This is a genomic window from Halorubrum rarum (assembly GCF_048380895.1).
Taxonomy (GTDB): domain Archaea; phylum Halobacteriota; class Halobacteria; order Halobacteriales; family Haloferacaceae; genus Halorubrum.
This window is the reverse complement of record NZ_JBLWMN010000003.1, coordinates 1-17,352: the sequence shown is the minus strand read 5'-3', so window position 1 is coordinate 17,352 and position 17,352 is coordinate 1. Positions and strand designations below refer to the sequence as shown.

Below are 17,352 nucleotides of genomic sequence, written 5' to 3'. Positions count from 1 at the left end.
TCATCGATCACCCTTGGCTGCGTCCGCGTCGTCGTCCGTCGGGCCGGAACCACCGGTCGGGTCCGAATCGCCGGATATCAGCTCCCGAACGATGGCATAGAAGCTGACCAGTCCCCGCGGGGCGAACAACACGATAGCGACCAGCACGATACCGAGTATCATCCGCCAGTGGTCGAAGTAGATCGTGAGTATCTGATCGAGGCCGATCAGGACGGCACCGCCGATGATCGGGCCGTACAGGGTACCGACGCCGCCGAGGATCATCGCGAACAGGGCGTCCCCCGAGACGACCCAGAACAGCGTTTCCGGGCTGGTGAACGTCTGAAGGGTGACGAAGAGTCCACCTGCGACACCGCCGAGAGCACCCGAAACGGCGAAGATCCGTCGCTTCGCTTTGTTCGTATCGTAGCCGAGGAACGCCGCGCGGCGCTCGCTCTCACGGACGGCGAGGAGCTGTAGCCCGAACGGCGAATCCATGATCCGCTTTGCGACGTAGTACGAGCCGACGAGCATCGCCAACGCCAGGTAGTAGAAGACGAGCGTGTTCGAGACGTCGATGAACCCCAACAGCTGGACACGATCGATGGCCAGCCCGTTGCTCCCGCCGGTGAAACTCGACCACGTCACCGACAGCTCGTACAGCAACTGGGCGATCGCGAACGTGATGACGGCGAAGTACAGCCCCGACAGTCTCGCGGAGATCGCTCCAACGACCCACGCGATGGCACCGGTGACGAGTATCGCAGTGCCGATGCCGAGCAGGAACGAATTGGTGACGTGAAGCGTCGTTAGCGCGACTGCGTAGCTCCCGACGCCGTAGAACGCCGCGTGCCCGAACGAGATCAGCCCGGTGTACCCGGTGACGGTGTCGAGACTGAGCGCGAGGACACCCCAAATGAACATCAGGGCGACGAGCCCCACGCCGTACGACGACATGAACGTGTTGAGGCCGACCACCGGTAGTATCGCGAGCCCGGCGAGCAGAGCGAGTACCCGTCGATCGGTCAACGGGACGGGTGGGATCCGCTCGTCGTAGGAGAGCTTCGCCGCCTGTTGGCGGATCTCGTAATCTCCGAGGATCCCTTCGGGTTTGAGCAACAGCGCTCCCAGAAGGAGGATGTAGAACACGAACCCGGACAGTTCCGAGATGAACGTGTCGACGGTCGCCTGTGTGAACCCGACGATGAGTCCGGCGACGATCGCTCCAGCGAAACTACCGAGACCGCCGATGGCGACGACGACGAAGGCGATGATGAGCGCCCCGTTCCCCATCTCGGGGTTGACGCTCAGGAAGGGACCGGCCAGCGCGCCGGCGATCGCCGCCAGGAACGTCCCGAGGGCGAAGGTGAGCGTGTAGTACTTCTTGATGTCGACACCCATGAGTCGGACCGTGCCCTGATCCTGTGCGCCGGCGCGGAGGATCAGTCCGAACCGGGAGTAGCGGATCAGAAGCCACGTCGCCAGCGCGATGACCGCCCCCGCGAGGATCGTGAAGAGCCGATACTGTGGGTACATCACCGGTCCGACCTGTATCGCACCGGTCAGTAGCTCCGGCGTCTGGAAGAACTGCGTCCCCGTTCCCCAGATTATCTCCACCAGTTCGGTGAGGATGAGCAGGACGCCGAACGTGATGAGGACGTGGTACAGCGGTGACCGGTCGTAGATGTTCGAGAGCGTGAGCCGCTCGGCGAGAGCGCCGACACCCGCCACCAAGAGCGGACCGAGGATCAGCGCCACGAAGAAGCTCCCGGTGGCGTCGACGACCGCGAGCGCGAAGTACGCACCGAGCATGTAGAACGCTCCGTGTGCGAAGTTGAGCACGTCGGTAATGCCGAAGATGACGGCAAAGCCCGACGCGATCAGGATGTACAACATTCCCAGCGCGAGCCCGTTCAAGAGGAGAAACGTCGCTCGCTCCGCGCTAATGACGGCTAATACCGGATCGAATCCTGTGAGAAGCATGGGGAGGATCGTCAGAGATCGGGCATCTCACAGCCCGTCTCGGCACACTCGCGCGTGACGTCCTCGGCCGGGAGCTCTCCGACGATCTCCTGACCGGGCCAGTCCCACTCGTCGGGTTCCGTGATCTGTCCGACGAACCCGGTGCGCATCGCCTGGTGGTCACATTCACGCATCGTGGCGGCCCCCATTGGCTCGTCGGTTTCCAACCCTTCGAGCGCGCCGATGATCGCTTCGGTCTCCACCGATCCCGCCGCTTCGGCGGCCTCGGCGTAGGCGCGCAGGCTGCTCCAGAACACGAGCGCGAAGTCCGTCGGCGGCACGTCGTGAAGCTCCGTGTGGAGGTCGACCAAGGTTCGGTTCGCGTCGGTGTCGTACGACGGCTCGTACCGGATCGTGGTGTACGTTCCGACGGCCGCGGAACCGGCACCCTCCCGGAGCGGCTGATACGTGTTCGTGGTGCTCATGATGTCCTGTTCGAGGCCGAACTGCTGTGCCTGGCTCAGGAAGTTCACGGCGTCGGATCCGCTGAATCCTTGCAGCACCCAGTCGGCATCGGACGCCTGTATCTCGCTGAGCACGGGAGAGAAGTCGTCGTTCCCGAGGGGCGTCTGTGTCTCGTCGACGATGGTGTAGTCGAGACCGGAGGCCTCGAACGCCTTCTGCCACTCCCGGCTGATCGACTGGCCGAAGGCGTAGTCCGCGATGTGGATCCAGACGTTCTCGCCCAAGTTCTCCAGTGCCCACTGCGCGCCGGTCCGTGCGATCTGGCTGTCGGAGTACTGGTACCGGAAGGTCGTGGGACGACACTCCGATCCGGTGATCTCTTCGGGCCCGCCGTACGCGAAATACGGGACGCCGGCGTCGTGAGCGTAGTCGGCGATCGAGAGGTTCACCGCGCCGGAGACCGCACCGATGAGGACGTCGACGTCGTTCGTCTCCACGTGTCGTCGCGCCATGTCGCGACCTTGGCCGGGGTCGCCTTCCGTGTCCTCGATGACGCCTTCCACGTCCCGCCCGAGGATCCCGCCGACCTCCTCTTTGAGGTAGTGAAGCGTCGTTTCGGCACCGCGCTCCATCGCCTCGCCCTGCGCGGCGAAGATTCCGGTAAGCGGGATCAGGAACCCGATACGGACCGCATCGTCGTCCGCGTCGCCGTCGCCCATGGTCCCGTCATCGTCCGCGCCGCCACCGCCGTCGCCGCCGTCGTCGTCGTCGTCCGCACAGCCTGCGAGCATCGACAGGGAAGCAGCGCCGAGAGCCCCGCTGCCGGTTCGTTTGAGGATAGTACGCCTTCGAGCACTGTCAACCGGTGACATAGACTATCGATCATGAGACTCTAATATAAACCTTCTCCTTGACACACCGTTGGACTCGTCGGGCCGGTTGACGCCATCGAGACGGACGGGACGGAGACGAGCGCCCGTGGCGTACGCGGTCACTCCCAGCAGGACCCCGCATCGACGTTGATCTCTTGTCCCGAGACGTGACGGGCTCGGTCACTGAGCAGGAACGCGACGGTCTCGGCAGTGTCGCGTTCCTCGACGAGCGTCCCGAGCGCCGCGCTCCCGGTGAACAGGCGCGCTTTCGCCTCCTCGAACGAGACGCCCATGTTCTCGGCCTGCTGCTCGATCGATCGGTCGATCCGATCTCCCGACGTCGCCCCGGGACAGACGGTGTTGACCGTCACGCCGTCGTCACCGAGATCGAGCGCCAGAGAACGGGTGAGCGCGATGATCGCTCCCTTCGAGACGTTGTACGGCGAGCGATTCGGGAGCACGTCCTTTGCGGCCGTCGAAGAGACGTTGACGACCCGTCCTCGGTCGCTCTCCCGGAGATGGGGGGCGGCCGCTCGGACCGTGTGTATCTGTCCCATGAGGTTGACGTCCAGCGTCTGCTCCCACCCGTCGAGCGTCGTGTCCTCGATGGACGCGGTCGGTCCCGGGACCCCCGCGTTGTTGACGACGCAGTCGAGCCCGCCGAACGTCTCGACCGTCTCCGCGATCGACGACTCCACCGACTCGGCGTCCGTGACGTCGGTGTCGACCGCGAGTGCTCGGTCGGGATCGTCTATCAGATCGACCGTCTCGTGGATCCCGTCGCTCCGAGCGGCGACGGCCACGTTCGCGCCGTAGTCCGCGAGCGTCCGCGCGATACGACGACCGATGTTCTGGCTCCCGCCGGTGACGAAGGCTGTCGTTCCCTCAAGCATGGCTCGGAGTTGCTGCGGGGGTATGATAAACCTTGCCGGCTCGACGCCGTGCTCGGTGGCCGCCGTTACTCTCTCCTTCGCCGACTCAGAACATGATCCGATCGAGTAGCGCCGCCGACTTGCGGACGCCTTCGTGAAGCGGCTCCGGCGTATTGAGCTGCTGGATGCTGACGGGGCCGTCGTATCCGACGCGATCGAGCGTGCTCACGATGTCCCGCCAACTCCCTTCGTCGTGACCGTATCCGACCGGGCAGAACACCCACGGACGGTCCTCGACGTCGTCGAGGGGAGTCATGTCCCACGTTCCCTTGATCGCTTGTGTCGCCTCGTGGCGTCTGACGTCGGACGCCTCGACGTGAAAGAGCGCGTCGTCCGCCGCGAGATAGCGGATCGAAGCCACGGGATCGATGTCCTGGAGCCAGAGGTGGCCGGGATCCAGGTATCCACCGATCCGATCGTGGGTAGCGTCACGGAGTTTCCGAAGCGTCGCCGGGCTGTTGACGAGCGTGTTCACGTGGATCTCGATGGCGACGTCGACGCCGTGGTCGTCCGCGTATTCCCCGATATCGCGCCAATAAGGGATCGCGACGTCCTCCCACTGGTACTCGACGAAGTCGTGTTGATCGCCCGGCGGGATCGGGGTCGCGACCCAGTTCGGCGTTCGATCGGACGGGCCGCCGCCCGGGAGCCCGGAGAACGCGGAGACCGTCTCTATCCCGAGCTGATCGGCGAGACGGATCGTCTCCCGCAGTCGTTCGTCGGCCGCGTCCGCACGCTCCGCGACCGGGTGCAGCGGATTGTACCCCGTCACGCCGAGCATGCAGATGTCCATCTCGTGGTTCGCCACGGTCTCGAGGAGCGCCGCCTGCGCATCCGAATCGTCCAGGTATTCCTCGGGTTCGCACCGCCAGTCGACGCTCTCGACTCCCAACTCCGAGAGGAAGGTCAGCGTCGATTCCAGCGGTTCGTCGAACGGAAGCGTCTGTACTGCAAGGTGCATGCGATCGATTGACGTCCGACTCTACTTAAAATTACGCTCGTCAACAGCCGCATGGCTCGTCCCCGTGGAGGAACCATATCCCGCTTATTAAGATCGGCTCTTCGGAACCCCCAATACCCCCTAGATAGGCCACAATATCCGTGTTCATCCGGTGTCAGCTTCACGATCCGTCCCATATTTTGGGACAAGGATGGGGCGTTCGGGGATCCGCCCTCGGACACCGATCGGACGTGCACAGCACTCTCGCCGATCGACGTCGGATCCGACCGACCCTCGCATCGCCGTAGCGATCACATATTACATCCGTATTTTTGTAATATCCTTATGCCTCGATTCCCGAGTCGGTTCTGGACCGTCTTCGGAGGCCGTTCGGTCATCGCACGTGGCGGAGAGCGTTCCGCCGAGCGAGATCCGTCGACGGTTCGCTCGTGGGGCGTCGAACGGAGAGTTGTCCGAGAAAGCGGGACGCTAAGGATTGGTGTCTCCCCTCGAGACCGCCTCTCGTGCCGTTCGGATGGCGCGATCCGAATATACGGGACATTTAAGTATATTCACCCGAATGAGACGGCATGGCAAACACGCCCGCGTCGACGGTGAAAACGACCGCGACGAGCCTCGAGATCATCGAAATGCTGTTCGATCGGGGGCCGGTTCGACTCGAGGAGATCGAGACGGAACTGGGACTGACACGGAGCACGGTTCACAGACACTTACTCACGCTCCGAGATCACGGATACGTCGTCACGGACGACGGGGAGTACGGACTGAGTCTCAAGTTCCTCACGATCGGCGGGCACCTGCAGCGGCGGATCCCGGCGTATCAGATGATCAAATCGAAGGTCGACGACCTGGCCGAACAGACGAGTGAGCGGTCCCAGTTCATCGTTCGCGAAGGACGTGATCGCGTGTACGTGTACACCGAAACCGGCGAGAGTCGGGTTCAGACCGGCGCGTACATGGGCCGGCGGGGCCCGCTGTACTCGAGCGCTGCCGGGAAGGCGATCCTCGCACATCTCCCGGAGCCGAAACGCGACTCGCTCATCGACAGCTTCGAGTTCGAGGGGACCGGTCCGAACACGATCACGAACTCGGCCGAGCTCCGCGAGGACCTCGCCGAGATCCGGGATCGGGGGTACGCGCTGAACCTCGAGGAGTCGACCGGGGGCGTCCACGCCATCGGAACCTGCATCAACGGACGGAACGGTGAGGTGATCGGGGCGTTGAGCGTGTCCGGCCCCGCAACGCGGCTGCGGACCGACCGTCTGGAGAACCAGCTCCCCGACGCGGTGCTCGCCGCCGCCAACGAACTGGAACTCCACATCGAGCATACGTAGCCGTCGCTCGGAGGGACGCCGCGCTCGGAGGAACGCCGCCGATAGTTTTACCAAATAAAGAAGCCAACACGGGGTACGGACGACGACGAACGCGTGTCGACTTCGGAGCGCGCCGACCGGAACCGGAGCCACACGACCGTCGACGACACTATGACACATGCACACACGACACGGGCGATTCGGTTCGGGGGTCGATCATGACTGAGACCGGACGAATACTGGACGGCGTCACCGTCCTGGACCTCTCCACGTTCGTCACTGGCGGGTTCTGTTCGGCGATGTTGGCGAACCAGGGAGCCGACGTCGTCAAGGTCGAGCAGCCGGGGTACGGCGACGCGATCCGGCACTCCGGACCGCCGTTCATCAAGGGGGAGTCACCGTACTACTGGACGCTGAACTACGGCAAGCGGAGCCTCGAGCTCGATCTGAAGAACCCGGACGCGAAGGAGGCGTTATACGAGCTCGTCGAGGAGACCGACGTGTTCATCCAGAACTTCCGACCGGGAACCGCGGAGCGACTCGACGTCGGGTACGAAACCATCTCCCAACACAACGAGGACGTGATCTACCTCGCCATCTCGGCGTTCGGACAGACGGGGCCGTGGCGGGAGCGCTCGGGATACGACCTGCTGATCCAGGGGATGAGCGGGATCATGAGCGTCACCGGAGAGGAGGGTCGACAGCCGGTGAAGGTCGGGCTGCCGATGACGGACCTCATCACGGCGATGTGGGCCGCCTTCGGTACCACGACAGCACTCTATCGGCGTGAACGGACCGGAGAGGGGGAGTACATCGATCTCGGGATGCTCGAGGCGACGCTTCCGTGGCTCACCAAACAGGCCGGACAGGTGTTCGCCGGCAACGAGACGAAACGGATGGGGTCGAAGGACCCCGTGCTGGCACCGTACCAGACGTACGAGACCTCGGACGGCTTCCTCAACGTGTGTATCCTCAACGAGAAGCTCTGGGGAGAGCTGTGCGAAGCGATCGATCGGCCCGATCTCCCCCGAGACGACCGGTTCGAGCGGAACGCCGACCGCGTCGAACACCTGGAGGAACTGGAAACCGAGATCGAGTCGACGCTCGGCGAGAAAACCACCGACGAGTGGATCGAGATCATCGCCGAGGACGCCGGCGTCCCGGCCGGACCGGTGTACGACGTCGAGGAGGCGCTGAGCAACCCGCAGATCGATGCACGCGACACGATAACGGAGATCGAGCATCCGGAACTCGGCGACGTTCCGGTGATCGAACACCCGTTGAAGTTCGACCGCTCCGAAAGCGGCTTCGATCTCCCGCCGCCGCTCCTCGGCGAACACAACCGGGAGGTGTTCAGCGATCTCGGCTATTCGGACGCGGAGCTCGACGAGCTGGAGGAGAGCGGGGTCTTCGGGGATCCCGACGACGGGAGCTGAGCGGAATGACGGACGTCCACGTGTCCGGGGTCGGTATGACCCGGTTCGAGAGCCGGTCGGATCGGTCGGTGATGGAACTCGCAACGGCCGCGGCCGAGCGAGCGCTGGCCGATCACTCGCGGTCCGGTCGATCACCGTCTCGAGACCAGGTCACCTCGCTCCACGTCAGCAACGCGCTCGCGGAGGCGCTCGATACGCGCACGGGTATCGCGAACGCGCTGGCCTCGGCACTCGGGATCGAGGGTGTCGCAGCCGACAGGATAGAGAACACGAGCGCCAGTGGGGCGAGCGCGTGTCACCGCGGCGTCGACGCCGTCGCGAGCGGCGCGTCCGACGTCGCTCTCGTCGTCGGCGTCGAGCGGATGTCGGTCGCGGAGACGTCGGCCGTGACGGAGGCGATCGGCCGGCTCGTCCACGACCGCGAGTACGTACAGGGGGTGACGCTGCCGTCGTTCGCGGGGCTCGCGGCCGCGACGTATCTCGATCGGTACGACGCGCCGCGCGAGGCGCTCGCGGCGGTCGCGGTGAAGAACCACCACAACGCGGCGGCGAATCGGTTCGCACAGTTCCGCACGGAGATCGACGTCGCGGACGCGCTCGGCTCGCCGGTCGTCGCCGAGCCGCTCCGTCTGTACGACTGCTGTCCGATGACCGACGGTGCGAGCGCGCTCGTGTTATCGCGGGACGACGGCGTCCGCATCGAGGGCATCGGAGGCGCGACCGGGACACACGCGGTCGCGGACCGTGACGACCCGCTCGCCATCGAGAGCGTCCGACTCGCCGGCGAACGGGCGTTCGATCGAGCCGACCTGACGTCCGACGACGTCGACGTCGCTTGCATCCACGACGCGTTCACGATCCTGGAGCTCCTCGAACTGGAGGAGCTCGGGTTCTACGAGCCCGGAACCGCGTGGCGGGCCACGCTCGAGGGGGCCACCGAACGGGACGGCGACCTCCCGGTGAATCCGGGCGGAGGGTTGAAGGCACGCGGTCATCCGCTCGGTGCGACCGGGCTCTCCCAGATCGTCGAGCTGGTGTGGCAGCTCCGCGGGGACCTCACCGACGATCGACAGGTGTCCGATGCACGGATCGGGTTCGCGATCAACGTCGCAGGGTTCGGAAACAACAGCGTCTGTACGGTGTTGAGCCATGACTGAATCGGAGAGACCAATGAACGAACCGAACGGAGAGGCGAGCGACGAACCGAACGGAGAGGCGAGCGACGGGCCGATCGCGGTCGATCGAGCCTTCGTCTGTGAGCGCTGTGACACGCGGTGGTACTACGACCGGAGTCGCTGTGCCGACTGTGGGTGTCGGACGGTGTCGACGGACGAGCTCGAACGCGGCGTGCTCGTCGCGAAAACGACGGTCGAGACCACGCCGCCGGACGTCCGGTCACCGAACCACCTCGGAATCGCTCGGTTCGGCGACGTCCAGCTGATCGCCCAGTTGGCTGACGACGCCGTCGTCGCCGGGGACCCGGTCGAGTTCGCCGGGGAGTACCGACTCCGAGACGGGGACGACGATTCTGCCCCGCGACTGAGGCGGGTCGAGACGGAGCGGTCCGGGCGCTAGTCGTCGGTCTGTAGCGAGTCGAGAACGAACTCGTCGAGCGACCGACGAGCCTGCTCGGGCGCGTCCTCGTGCCCGAGAGCGATCCGCCGCCCGCGGGCCGCGTGGATGACGTCGGTAACGAGCTGTCCCATCCGTTCGGCGTCGACGTCGCGGAACACCCCTCGCGCGATTCCGTCCTCGACGACGTCGACGACGCTGCCCCGGATGCGATCGTAGTGCTCGTTGAATATCTCCCGGTGTTCGTCGTCGTTCTGTGCGTACGTGTACAGTTCGTGGTACACCTTCATGCGGTCCCAGTGCGTGAATTCCTCGAACTCCGGACCGAACAGACACTGGTCGATCCGGGCGTCGAGTTCGGTTCGTGGGTCGGCGTCGTCGTCCACCTGGACGCTTCCCTCGTACTGGTCGATGACGTACTCGAGAAACGAGGAGAGCAGGTCGTACTTCCCGTCGAAGTGGTAGTGGATCACCTGTCGCGTCAGTTCCATCTCCTCGCCGATGTCGCGCATGCGGAGGTCCTTGTATCCGTGCTCGCTCAGAGCCCGGAACGTCGCCTCCATGATCCGCTCTTTGGTGTCGGCGGCGGCGCTTTCGCGAGGTCCGTTCATACGTGTGTCCACGGGGAGACGAGTATAATACGCTTTTCCACCGCCGATCGATCCGCGGCGTGCTTGGTTTTACCAAGCAGTAAATTTTTAACCTCCTACTCGAACCATAGGACGGACATGACACGAACGATCATCCAGAACGGTACGATCGTCACCCTCGATCCGGACATCGGGGAGCTTGAGGAAGGGGACGTACTCATCGAGGACGGGGAGATACTCGAAGTCGGGCACGGGCTGTCGACGTCGAACGCGGAGGTCATCGACGCGGAGGGCCACATCGTGCTCCCCGGCTTCGTCGACTCGCACATCCACCTCGCACAGACGCAGGTCAGGGGCATCGCCGGGGACTGGTCGCTCATGGGCGAGTACTTCGAACACATGCTCGGCAACATCACCGGGCTCTACCGGCCCGAAGACATGTACCTCGGCGGCCTCTTCGGCGCACTGGAGAAGCTCTACACGGGGACGACCACGGCCCTGGACTGGTCGTACCCCAACACGCTCGAACACGGTGAACGGGCCGTCGACGCGCTGCAGGACGCCGGACTGCGTGCGGTGTACACCTACGGCCCGCCGGGTGACGATGCGGCGAAGTGGTGGTTCGAAAGCGACGTCGGCCTCCCCGAGGAGAACATCCGCGAGCTCTACGACGAGACGATCCGCGACGACGACCTGCTCAGCCTGGCGATCGGGCTCCGAGGGCCGGATTTCTGTACCGATGAGATCGCCTGCAGCGACTTGGAACTGGCCCGGGAGCTGGGGGCGCTCTCGACGATCCACATGGGTGCCGCGCTGTGGCCGTCGTCGGTGTACGGCGAGGACTATCAGGGATTCGGCTGCATCCACGACATGCTCGGCCCCGACGTCAACGTCGCCCACGCCAACCACTTCTCGCAGGAGGACATCGACCACGCGGTCGAGCAGGGCGTCTCCTTCTCCTCGACGCCGGAAGTCGAGATGCAGATGGGCCACGGAATCCCCGTCACCGAGAAGGTGCTCGATGCCGGCGGACGCCCGGCGTGGGGCGTCGACGTCTGTTCGGACATCAGCGGCGACATGGGCAGCCAGATGCGGATCGGGCTGCAGGTCCAGCGGATGTTCGACAACCAAGCGGTCCTCGAAGGCGACGAGGAGGTCGGCGAGGTGAGCGTCACCGCGCGCGACACCCTCGAGATGGCGACGATCGAGGGCGCGAAGGCGCTGAACATGGACGACGAGATCGGAACGCTCACGCCCGGCAAGCGTGCCGACGTGATCCTCCTCGACGCCACCGACTTCATGACCGCACCGTCCCACTCCCCGATTCAGACCGTGGTGTTCCAGTCGGATCCGTCCCATATCGACACGGTCCTCGTCGACGGCGAGGTCGTCAAGCGTGACGGCGACCTGACGAACCCCAAGGTCACCGAGGAGTTCGATCGGTTCGTTCGGTCCGGACGCCGTCTGCTCGACGAGGCCGGGCTGGATCCGTAGCCTCGATCGAACGCCGTCGTGGGGTCGGGCGGCCGAACACCGACGTTATTATGGTACGTGGGGGACGACGACACACGCGATAGCATCACACATGCGACTCGGACAATACCAAACGACTGCGACGGACGACCCGTGGTGTGGCGTATCGACTGAGGCCGGCGTCGTCGATCTCTCGACGGCCGGCAGTGCGGCCGGAGTCGACGTCGGCCCGCGGACGACCGATCTCCTCGACGAGTGGGAGTGGCGACGAAAGGCGGAACTGGCCGTCGAGTACGCCGCGGAGACGGGCGTCGGCGTCCACGACTACGACGACGTCGAGCGGGCCGCACCGATCACCGACCCGGGAAAGATCGTCTGTGTCGGGCTGAACTACCGTGACCACGCGGAGGAGGGAGACAATCCCATCCCCGACGAGCCCGTCCTGTTCTCGAAGTTCCCCACGACGGTCACCGGCCCGGGAGAGCCGATCACGTGGGACCCGGAGTACACGGAGAAGGTCGACTACGAGGCCGAACTCGTCGCCGTCATCGGCGAGGAGACGCGCCGCGTCGACCCGGAGGACGCGCTCGATCACGTCGCCGGGTTCCTCGTCGGCAACGACGTGTCGGCACGCGATCTCCAGCACGGAGACGGGCAGTGGGTGCGCGGCAAGAGCCTCGACACGTTCGCGCCGATCGGACCGGACCTCGTGACGACCGACGAGGTGGCGAACCCACACGACCTCGACATCTGGACGGAAGTGAACGGCGAGCGGCTCCAGGAGTCGACGACGGCGAACCTGATCTTCGGTGTCGACGAGCTCGTCTCCTTTTGTAGTCGGGCGTTCACCCTCGAACCGGGCGACCTCCTCTTTACCGGAACGCCGCCGGGCGTCGGGGTGTATCGGGAGCCGCCGACGCTCCTCGAGGCGGGCGACTCCGTGACGATCGGCATCGAGGAGATCGGTGAGCTGACCAACACCTGCGCGTACGAGTAGACGGACGAGGCGTCGCGTCCGCGGAACCGTGTACAGCCGCGCTGCGAAACGTACAACCGCTCCGCGACCTCACCCCGAGTGCTGTTCCGCGAGCCCGAAGACGTCGCGGGGGTTCTCGAACACGACCGTTCTGATCGCCGACTCGTCGATCCCGTAGCGATACAGCTCGAAGATCGCCCGCTTGAGCGAGAACGGATCGGTTCTGAGGACGTTCGCACAGTCGGTGTCGATCATGATCCGCTCCGGTCCGTATCGATCGATGGCGTCGGCGACGTCGGCGATACTGACGCCGATCAGCCACGCGTTTCCTATCGTGTAGCTCAGATAGCAATCGGTGTCGTCCATGAGGTACTCGGTGTTGTTGCCGTCGGCGTGTGAGGCGACGACCCGCTCGTCGGCCAAGCCGGCATCGCGCATCGCCTCGACGTCCAGCTTGACCGCCTCGAGCTCGGGATTCTCGCCGTCTATCACCGAGTCCTGATCGAGCTCGACGTTCTTCTCGTATCCGGGCGTCCCGAGCTCCGGGCGATACGACCGCTCGGAGTCGTCGGACCGGTTCGGCGTGTGCAGGATGACCGGCAGGTCGTGGTCGGCCGCGATCTCCATCTGTGCTTGCACGACAGCCTGCTGGTGGTCCGCGTTCCAGCTGCTGACGTGCTGTGACGGAGTGACGCCGGTCTCGCCGATCGCGACCACCTCGTCCAGCGCGCAGTAGTCGTCCATCGCGTCCAACAGCTCGTTCGGGTTCTCGATCCGAGCGCCCGTGTTGATCCCGAGTCCGATCTTCGCCTCGAAGAAGTGGTTCCGTTCGATCGCGGCCCGGCGGTTTATCGCGTCGTCCCAGAGGAATCGAACGTCGCTCGCCCGAACGGGTTTATACGGGGTCCAGTGATAGCCGGAGGCGACCATGATCATCGATCGGCAGCCCGAGAGGGCGTACCGCTCCCGATCGTTCCACGACAACGTGTGTGCGTGGTTGTGCACGTCGATCCACGGCAGGGTGAGTAGATCGGTCGGGAGATCCGGCTGGCGGTCGTCGAGATACGCCGCATCCGTCGGGCGCTGTGTGGGGTGGGATGGAGTCATCGGTGTAATGGGTGGGATGGTGTCATCGGTGTAGTGGTTTGTGTTCGTCGGTGCCGGGCCCGATCGTTGGCGTGGATCGCCGGCGATCGGACGGAGACACATGTGATCGACGGTCGTCGTCCGATCGTTGGCTCCGCGCCGACTAAGCGCTTTACGGTTTGGTAAAGATTTATAGTGAATCCATCACACACTCGGAGTATGCCACTGTTGATCGGGACAGACGACGGGCTGTACCGAGTTGCGGACGTGCCGTTCGATCGCGAGGAACCGGAGGAAGTGCTCGACTGTGGGGTCGTCACGGCGGTCAAGTCGTGGGATCACACGGACGGCGTGTTCGTCGCGTCCTCGACCGGAGCGTATCGCTCCGTCGACGGCGGCGAGACGTGGACGGACCTGGCGGTTCCGCTCGGCGATCGGTTCTGGCACGCGGGGCAAAGCGAGGTGTGGTCGATCCTCGCGACGGCGGACGGGGCGCTCTACGCCGGAACGAACGACCCGTATATCTTCCGCTCCGTCGACGGCGGCGAGACGTGGGCGGAGCTGAAGGGGTTCCGTGAGATCCCGTCCCGGGGACACTGGGAGTCGCCGATCGACCCTCACTACGCGCGGCTGCGCGCGCTGGAGGCCGTTCCGGGCCGCCCGGACCACCTGATCGCCGGCGTCGAGGCCGGTGGGATCCACGTGAGCAGGGACGGCGGTCGGACGTGGAGCGACCGGCGGGACACGATCGTCGACGACATCCATCAGATCCTCCCGATCTCGGAGGACGTCTGGCTGGCAGCGACCGGATATCTGGACCACGACCTCGAGAACCTCGGACTCGGTCACGCGGTCGGGGAGGGGGGACTCCACCGGACGACGGACGCCGGGGAGTCCTGGACCCGTCTCGACCGCGGCAGCGACTTCTCGTACATCCGCCGCGTGTTCGTCCACGACGGCCGCGTGATCTTCTGTGGCGGCGAGGAGGCACCGCCGGCGTGGGTCAACGACGACCACGAGGTCGCGCTGTTCGAGTCGACCAACTTCGGACGCGACTTCGAACGCGTCTCGTTCCCGGGGGAACCACACGAGATCATCGAGACGTGGGACGTCCTCGACGGCGACGTCGTTTGCGGATCCGGACTGTTCGACGTCCCCGACCAGCGTGACGACGTCGAGGGCCGGATCATGCGTCGGAGCGACGACGGCGAGTACGAGACCGTGGGCCGCATCGACGCGAACGTCAGCCGGATCGAGGTGGTGTGACGTGTCGGATCCGGACTCGTCGGCCGGCGACCCGCCGTCCGCGCTCGGTCGACTGCTGTACGGCGGGATCCTCGCGTACATGGCCGTCGACGGCTTCCAGAACAACGACAAGCGCGTCGCCGTCGCCGAGGAGAAGGGCGTCCCGATGCCGGACGTGCTCGTTCCGTTCGTCACGGGCATGCTGTTCGTCGCGAACCTCGGTGTCCTGTTCTGGAAGTTCCCGCGGGCGTCAGCCGGCGCGCTCGTCGTGTTCTTCCTCGGCACGACGCCGGCGATCCACGACTTCTGGACGATGGAGGGCAAGGAGCGTCACGCCAACAAGATCAACTTCCTGAAGAACGTCGCGCTTCTCGGCGGCGCGATCCTCCTGCTCGACGAGGCGTCGAACGAGCAGTAGCCGCGTCGCTCGCTTCTCGATGCTATCGGTCCCGTCGTTTCTCAGCCGCAGGTTCGTCCTCGTATCGCCCCGAAAACGCCGCTCTATCGCGGATCGTGTCTCGATCTATCGTCCTATTCAACAACGATTAAGTGAGTATGGTATGTCATCACAGTATGGACGAGTCTAACTCGATCCCCGAAGAGACGGATGTCGTTACGCGGATGCGAACCGCGAACCGAAGACAGGACTACGGTGGCCGACGGCCGAACCAGTACTCACACTGGATCAAAGAGCAGATGTCGTGGAAGGAGACCTGCTACATCGGACGGTGGTCGTTCCTCGGGAACCTCCGCGTCGAGGGACCGGAGGCCGTCGACGTGCTCGCCGACCTCAGCATCAACTCGATGGAGGATTTCGAGATCGGGCAGGGGAAACACGTCGTGCAGTGTAACGACGACGGGAAGGTGATCGCGGAGGGAGTGCTCCTCCGCACCGACGACGAGGAGTACGTCGTCCACGGCGTCCCGGCGTACTGGACCGGATACAACCTCGAGAACGGCACGTACGATGCGACGGGCGAGTATCGCGACACCTTCAACTTCCAGATCCAGGGGCCGAACTCGCTAAAGGTGCTCGACGAGGTCGCCGAGCACTCGCTTCGCGACGTCGGATTCATGCGGTTCGACTCGATCGACATCGGCGGAAACGAGGTCAGAGCCGTCCGCTTCGGAATGTCGGGAGAGCTCGGGTTCGAACTGCAGGGGCCGGCCGAGTACGGCGAGGACGTGTGGGAGGCGTTATACGAGGGCGGACAGGAGTTCGGCGTTCGACGGCTGAGCGCGAAGACGTCGTCGATCAACCAGCTCGAAGCGGGCATCGCCTCTCGGGTCCGAGACTACGTCTCGGCGATCTTCGGCGACGACCTCGCGGAGTATCGCGAGTACCTCCGCGAGACCGCGACGCGGGACCTCATCACCCATCCCGTCGAGGGGAGCTTCGACGGCGACGACATCAGCGACTGGTACCGGAGCCCCGTCGAACTCGGCTGGGGCCGGTACGTGGGCGACCACGAGTTCACGGGTCGTGACGCGATCGAGTCGGAGCTCGACGATCCGGATCGGACGCTGGTCACGCTGGAGTGGCACGACGAGGACGTCATGGACGTGTACGGATCGCTGTTCGAATCGGGCGAGACGTTCAAGTACATGGACATGCCTCACCAGCAGAAGCGGGCGATGATCGCCGACACGGTGGTACGGGACGGCGAACCCGTGGGCGTGGCGACGATGCGCGGATACAGCTACTACTTCCGTCAGATGCTGTCGCTGTGTACCATCGACGTCGAACACAGCGAACCCGGCACGGAGGTCACCGTGCTCTGGGGAGAGGGCGGCGAGCCGGCGAGCCCGACGGTCGAACCGCACGCCCAAAAGGAGATCCGGGCGACGGTCGCACGGACGCCATACAAGGAGGACCGGCGTCGAGAGGACATCGAACACGAGTGATCGACGACGCGTCTTCGACGTGGCTTCCGCCCAGGCTCCGCTTCATCCGTCGATCCGTTCGCCGTCCGAAACACGGGCTCGAGAACGGCGAAACAGACAAATACTATTGTATTACAAATTTTTTATATAAATGAGTTTATAAAGAGGATAGAAAACATATATCATACCAACATTGCGTGTTGATCCAGATGCGGATCCGGTCCAGTACGAGAGAGACGTGAATATCGCGGTGTGACTCTACCCACTATCGAATACAGCTGGTTCCGATCGCGGTCAGTACGGACACCGCGGCGATCGATGGCGGGAGTACGTGAATCAGATCGGTGGCGTGGTTGTTTATAAGTCGAATTGGGGTGTTGCTGGCGGGCGTTTATAAGCGATCGAGGACTCTGCGATGAACGCCTGCAAAGCCCCAGCCGCTCGCTTATAAGCGGTCTTCCTCGGATCGACGGTAAACACCTGCAAAGCCCCAGCCGCGACGACTCGCGGCTGCCCCTTTGAGTCCCACCCCGCACAGCACAGCACCCGCACCTCACGCCTCCCCAGCCTCGTCAGGGGCGGTCGCCGGAGCCGCTCGGCGACCGC

The 17,352-nt window shown here is 64.5% G+C and carries 15 protein-coding genes and 1 pseudogene; 9 read left to right on the top strand and 7 right to left on the bottom strand.

What is annotated here, in order from left to right:
• The 4 genes from ACNSN7_RS03225 to ACNSN7_RS03210 form a co-directional block, all read right to left on the bottom strand.
• The gene (locus ACNSN7_RS03225) at window positions 1–1,962 is read right to left on the bottom strand and encodes an ABC transporter permease (RefSeq protein WP_418280614.1); all 1,962 of its coding nucleotides are present in this window, start codon (window positions 1,960–1,962) and stop codon (window positions 1–3) included.
• 11 nt (window positions 1,963–1,973) lie between these two features.
• Window positions 1,974–3,278: an ABC transporter substrate-binding protein gene (locus ACNSN7_RS03220; protein ID WP_418280612.1), complete on the bottom strand. Its 1,305-nt coding sequence runs from the start codon at window positions 3,276–3,278 to the stop codon at window positions 1,974–1,976.
• Window positions 3,279–3,397: 119 nt separating this feature from the next.
• Window positions 3,398–4,171: an SDR family NAD(P)-dependent oxidoreductase gene (locus tag ACNSN7_RS03215; RefSeq protein WP_418280611.1), complete on the bottom strand. Its 774-nt coding sequence runs from the start codon at window positions 4,169–4,171 to the stop codon at window positions 3,398–3,400.
• Window positions 4,172–4,256: 85 nt separating this feature from the next.
• Window positions 4,257–5,171, bottom strand: coding sequence for a sugar phosphate isomerase/epimerase family protein (locus ACNSN7_RS03210; protein ID WP_418280610.1), 915 nt, complete (start codon window positions 5,169–5,171; stop codon window positions 4,257–4,259).
• Between the two features lie 569 nt (window positions 5,172–5,740).
• Between ACNSN7_RS03210 and ACNSN7_RS03205 the strand changes: the two genes are divergently transcribed.
• The 4 genes from ACNSN7_RS03205 to ACNSN7_RS03190 all read left to right on the top strand — a co-directional run bounded on the left by ACNSN7_RS03205 (window position 5,741) and on the right by ACNSN7_RS03190 (window position 9,495).
• Complete coding sequence (locus ACNSN7_RS03205) at window positions 5,741–6,505, top strand: IclR family transcriptional regulator (RefSeq protein WP_418280608.1); 765 nt, start codon at window positions 5,741–5,743, stop codon at window positions 6,503–6,505.
• A 197-nt stretch (window positions 6,506–6,702) separates the two neighbouring features.
• Window positions 6,703–7,920, top strand: a complete 1,218-nt coding sequence (locus ACNSN7_RS03200; protein ID WP_418280607.1) for a CaiB/BaiF CoA transferase family protein — start codon at window positions 6,703–6,705, stop codon at window positions 7,918–7,920.
• 5 nt (window positions 7,921–7,925) lie between these two features.
• Window positions 7,926–9,077, top strand: coding sequence for a thiolase C-terminal domain-containing protein (locus ACNSN7_RS03195; RefSeq protein ID WP_418280605.1), 1,152 nt, complete (start codon window positions 7,926–7,928; stop codon window positions 9,075–9,077).
• 13 nt (window positions 9,078–9,090) lie between these two features.
• Window positions 9,091–9,495, top strand: a complete 405-nt coding sequence (locus ACNSN7_RS03190; protein WP_418280603.1) for a PhlB family protein — start codon at window positions 9,091–9,093, stop codon at window positions 9,493–9,495.
• Here ACNSN7_RS03190 and ACNSN7_RS03185 read toward each other — a convergent pair.
• Window positions 9,492–10,103, bottom strand: a complete 612-nt coding sequence (locus ACNSN7_RS03185) for a TetR/AcrR family transcriptional regulator (protein WP_418280602.1) — start codon at window positions 10,101–10,103, stop codon at window positions 9,492–9,494. The two genes, ACNSN7_RS03190 and ACNSN7_RS03185, sit on opposite strands and share 4 nt — an antisense overlap.
• Window positions 10,104–10,220: 117 nt before the next feature.
• Between ACNSN7_RS03185 and ACNSN7_RS03180 the strand changes: the two genes are divergently transcribed.
• Together ACNSN7_RS03180 and ACNSN7_RS03175 are read left to right on the top strand one after the other, a co-directional pair.
• Complete coding sequence (locus tag ACNSN7_RS03180) at window positions 10,221–11,576, top strand: amidohydrolase family protein (RefSeq protein ID WP_418280600.1); 1,356 nt, start codon at window positions 10,221–10,223, stop codon at window positions 11,574–11,576.
• 91 nt (window positions 11,577–11,667) lie between these two features.
• Window positions 11,668–12,552, top strand: a complete 885-nt coding sequence (locus ACNSN7_RS03175) for a fumarylacetoacetate hydrolase family protein (protein WP_418280599.1) — start codon at window positions 11,668–11,670, stop codon at window positions 12,550–12,552.
• Between the two features lie 69 nt (window positions 12,553–12,621).
• Here the strand turns inward: ACNSN7_RS03175 and ACNSN7_RS03170 are convergent, their stop codons facing one another.
• Window positions 12,622–13,638 carry a TatD family hydrolase gene (locus ACNSN7_RS03170; RefSeq protein WP_418280597.1) on the bottom strand — a complete coding sequence of 339 codons (1,017 nt, stop codon included), beginning with the start codon at window positions 13,636–13,638 and terminating at the stop codon, window positions 12,622–12,624.
• A 198-nt stretch (window positions 13,639–13,836) separates the two neighbouring features.
• Between ACNSN7_RS03170 and ACNSN7_RS03165 the strand changes: the two genes are divergently transcribed.
• The 3 genes from ACNSN7_RS03165 to ACNSN7_RS03155 all read left to right on the top strand — a co-directional run bounded on the left by ACNSN7_RS03165 (window position 13,837) and on the right by ACNSN7_RS03155 (window position 16,767).
• Window positions 13,837–14,883 carry a WD40/YVTN/BNR-like repeat-containing protein gene (locus ACNSN7_RS03165; protein ID WP_418280596.1) on the top strand — a complete coding sequence of 349 codons (1,047 nt, stop codon included), beginning with the start codon at window positions 13,837–13,839 and terminating at the stop codon, window positions 14,881–14,883.
• A gap of 1 nt (window position 14,884) precedes the next feature.
• Window positions 14,885–15,280 carry a DoxX family protein gene (locus ACNSN7_RS03160; protein ID WP_418280594.1) on the top strand — a complete coding sequence of 132 codons (396 nt, stop codon included), beginning with the start codon at window positions 14,885–14,887 and terminating at the stop codon, window positions 15,278–15,280.
• A gap of 155 nt (window positions 15,281–15,435) precedes the next feature.
• Window positions 15,436–16,767, top strand: coding sequence for a glycine cleavage T C-terminal barrel domain-containing protein (locus tag ACNSN7_RS03155; protein ID WP_418280593.1), 1,332 nt, complete (start codon window positions 15,436–15,438; stop codon window positions 16,765–16,767).
• A 336-nt stretch (window positions 16,768–17,103) separates the two neighbouring features.
• Here the strand turns inward: ACNSN7_RS03155 and ACNSN7_RS03150 are convergent.
• Window positions 17,104–17,352, bottom strand: a pseudogene (locus ACNSN7_RS03150) (hypothetical protein); the annotation flags it as partial.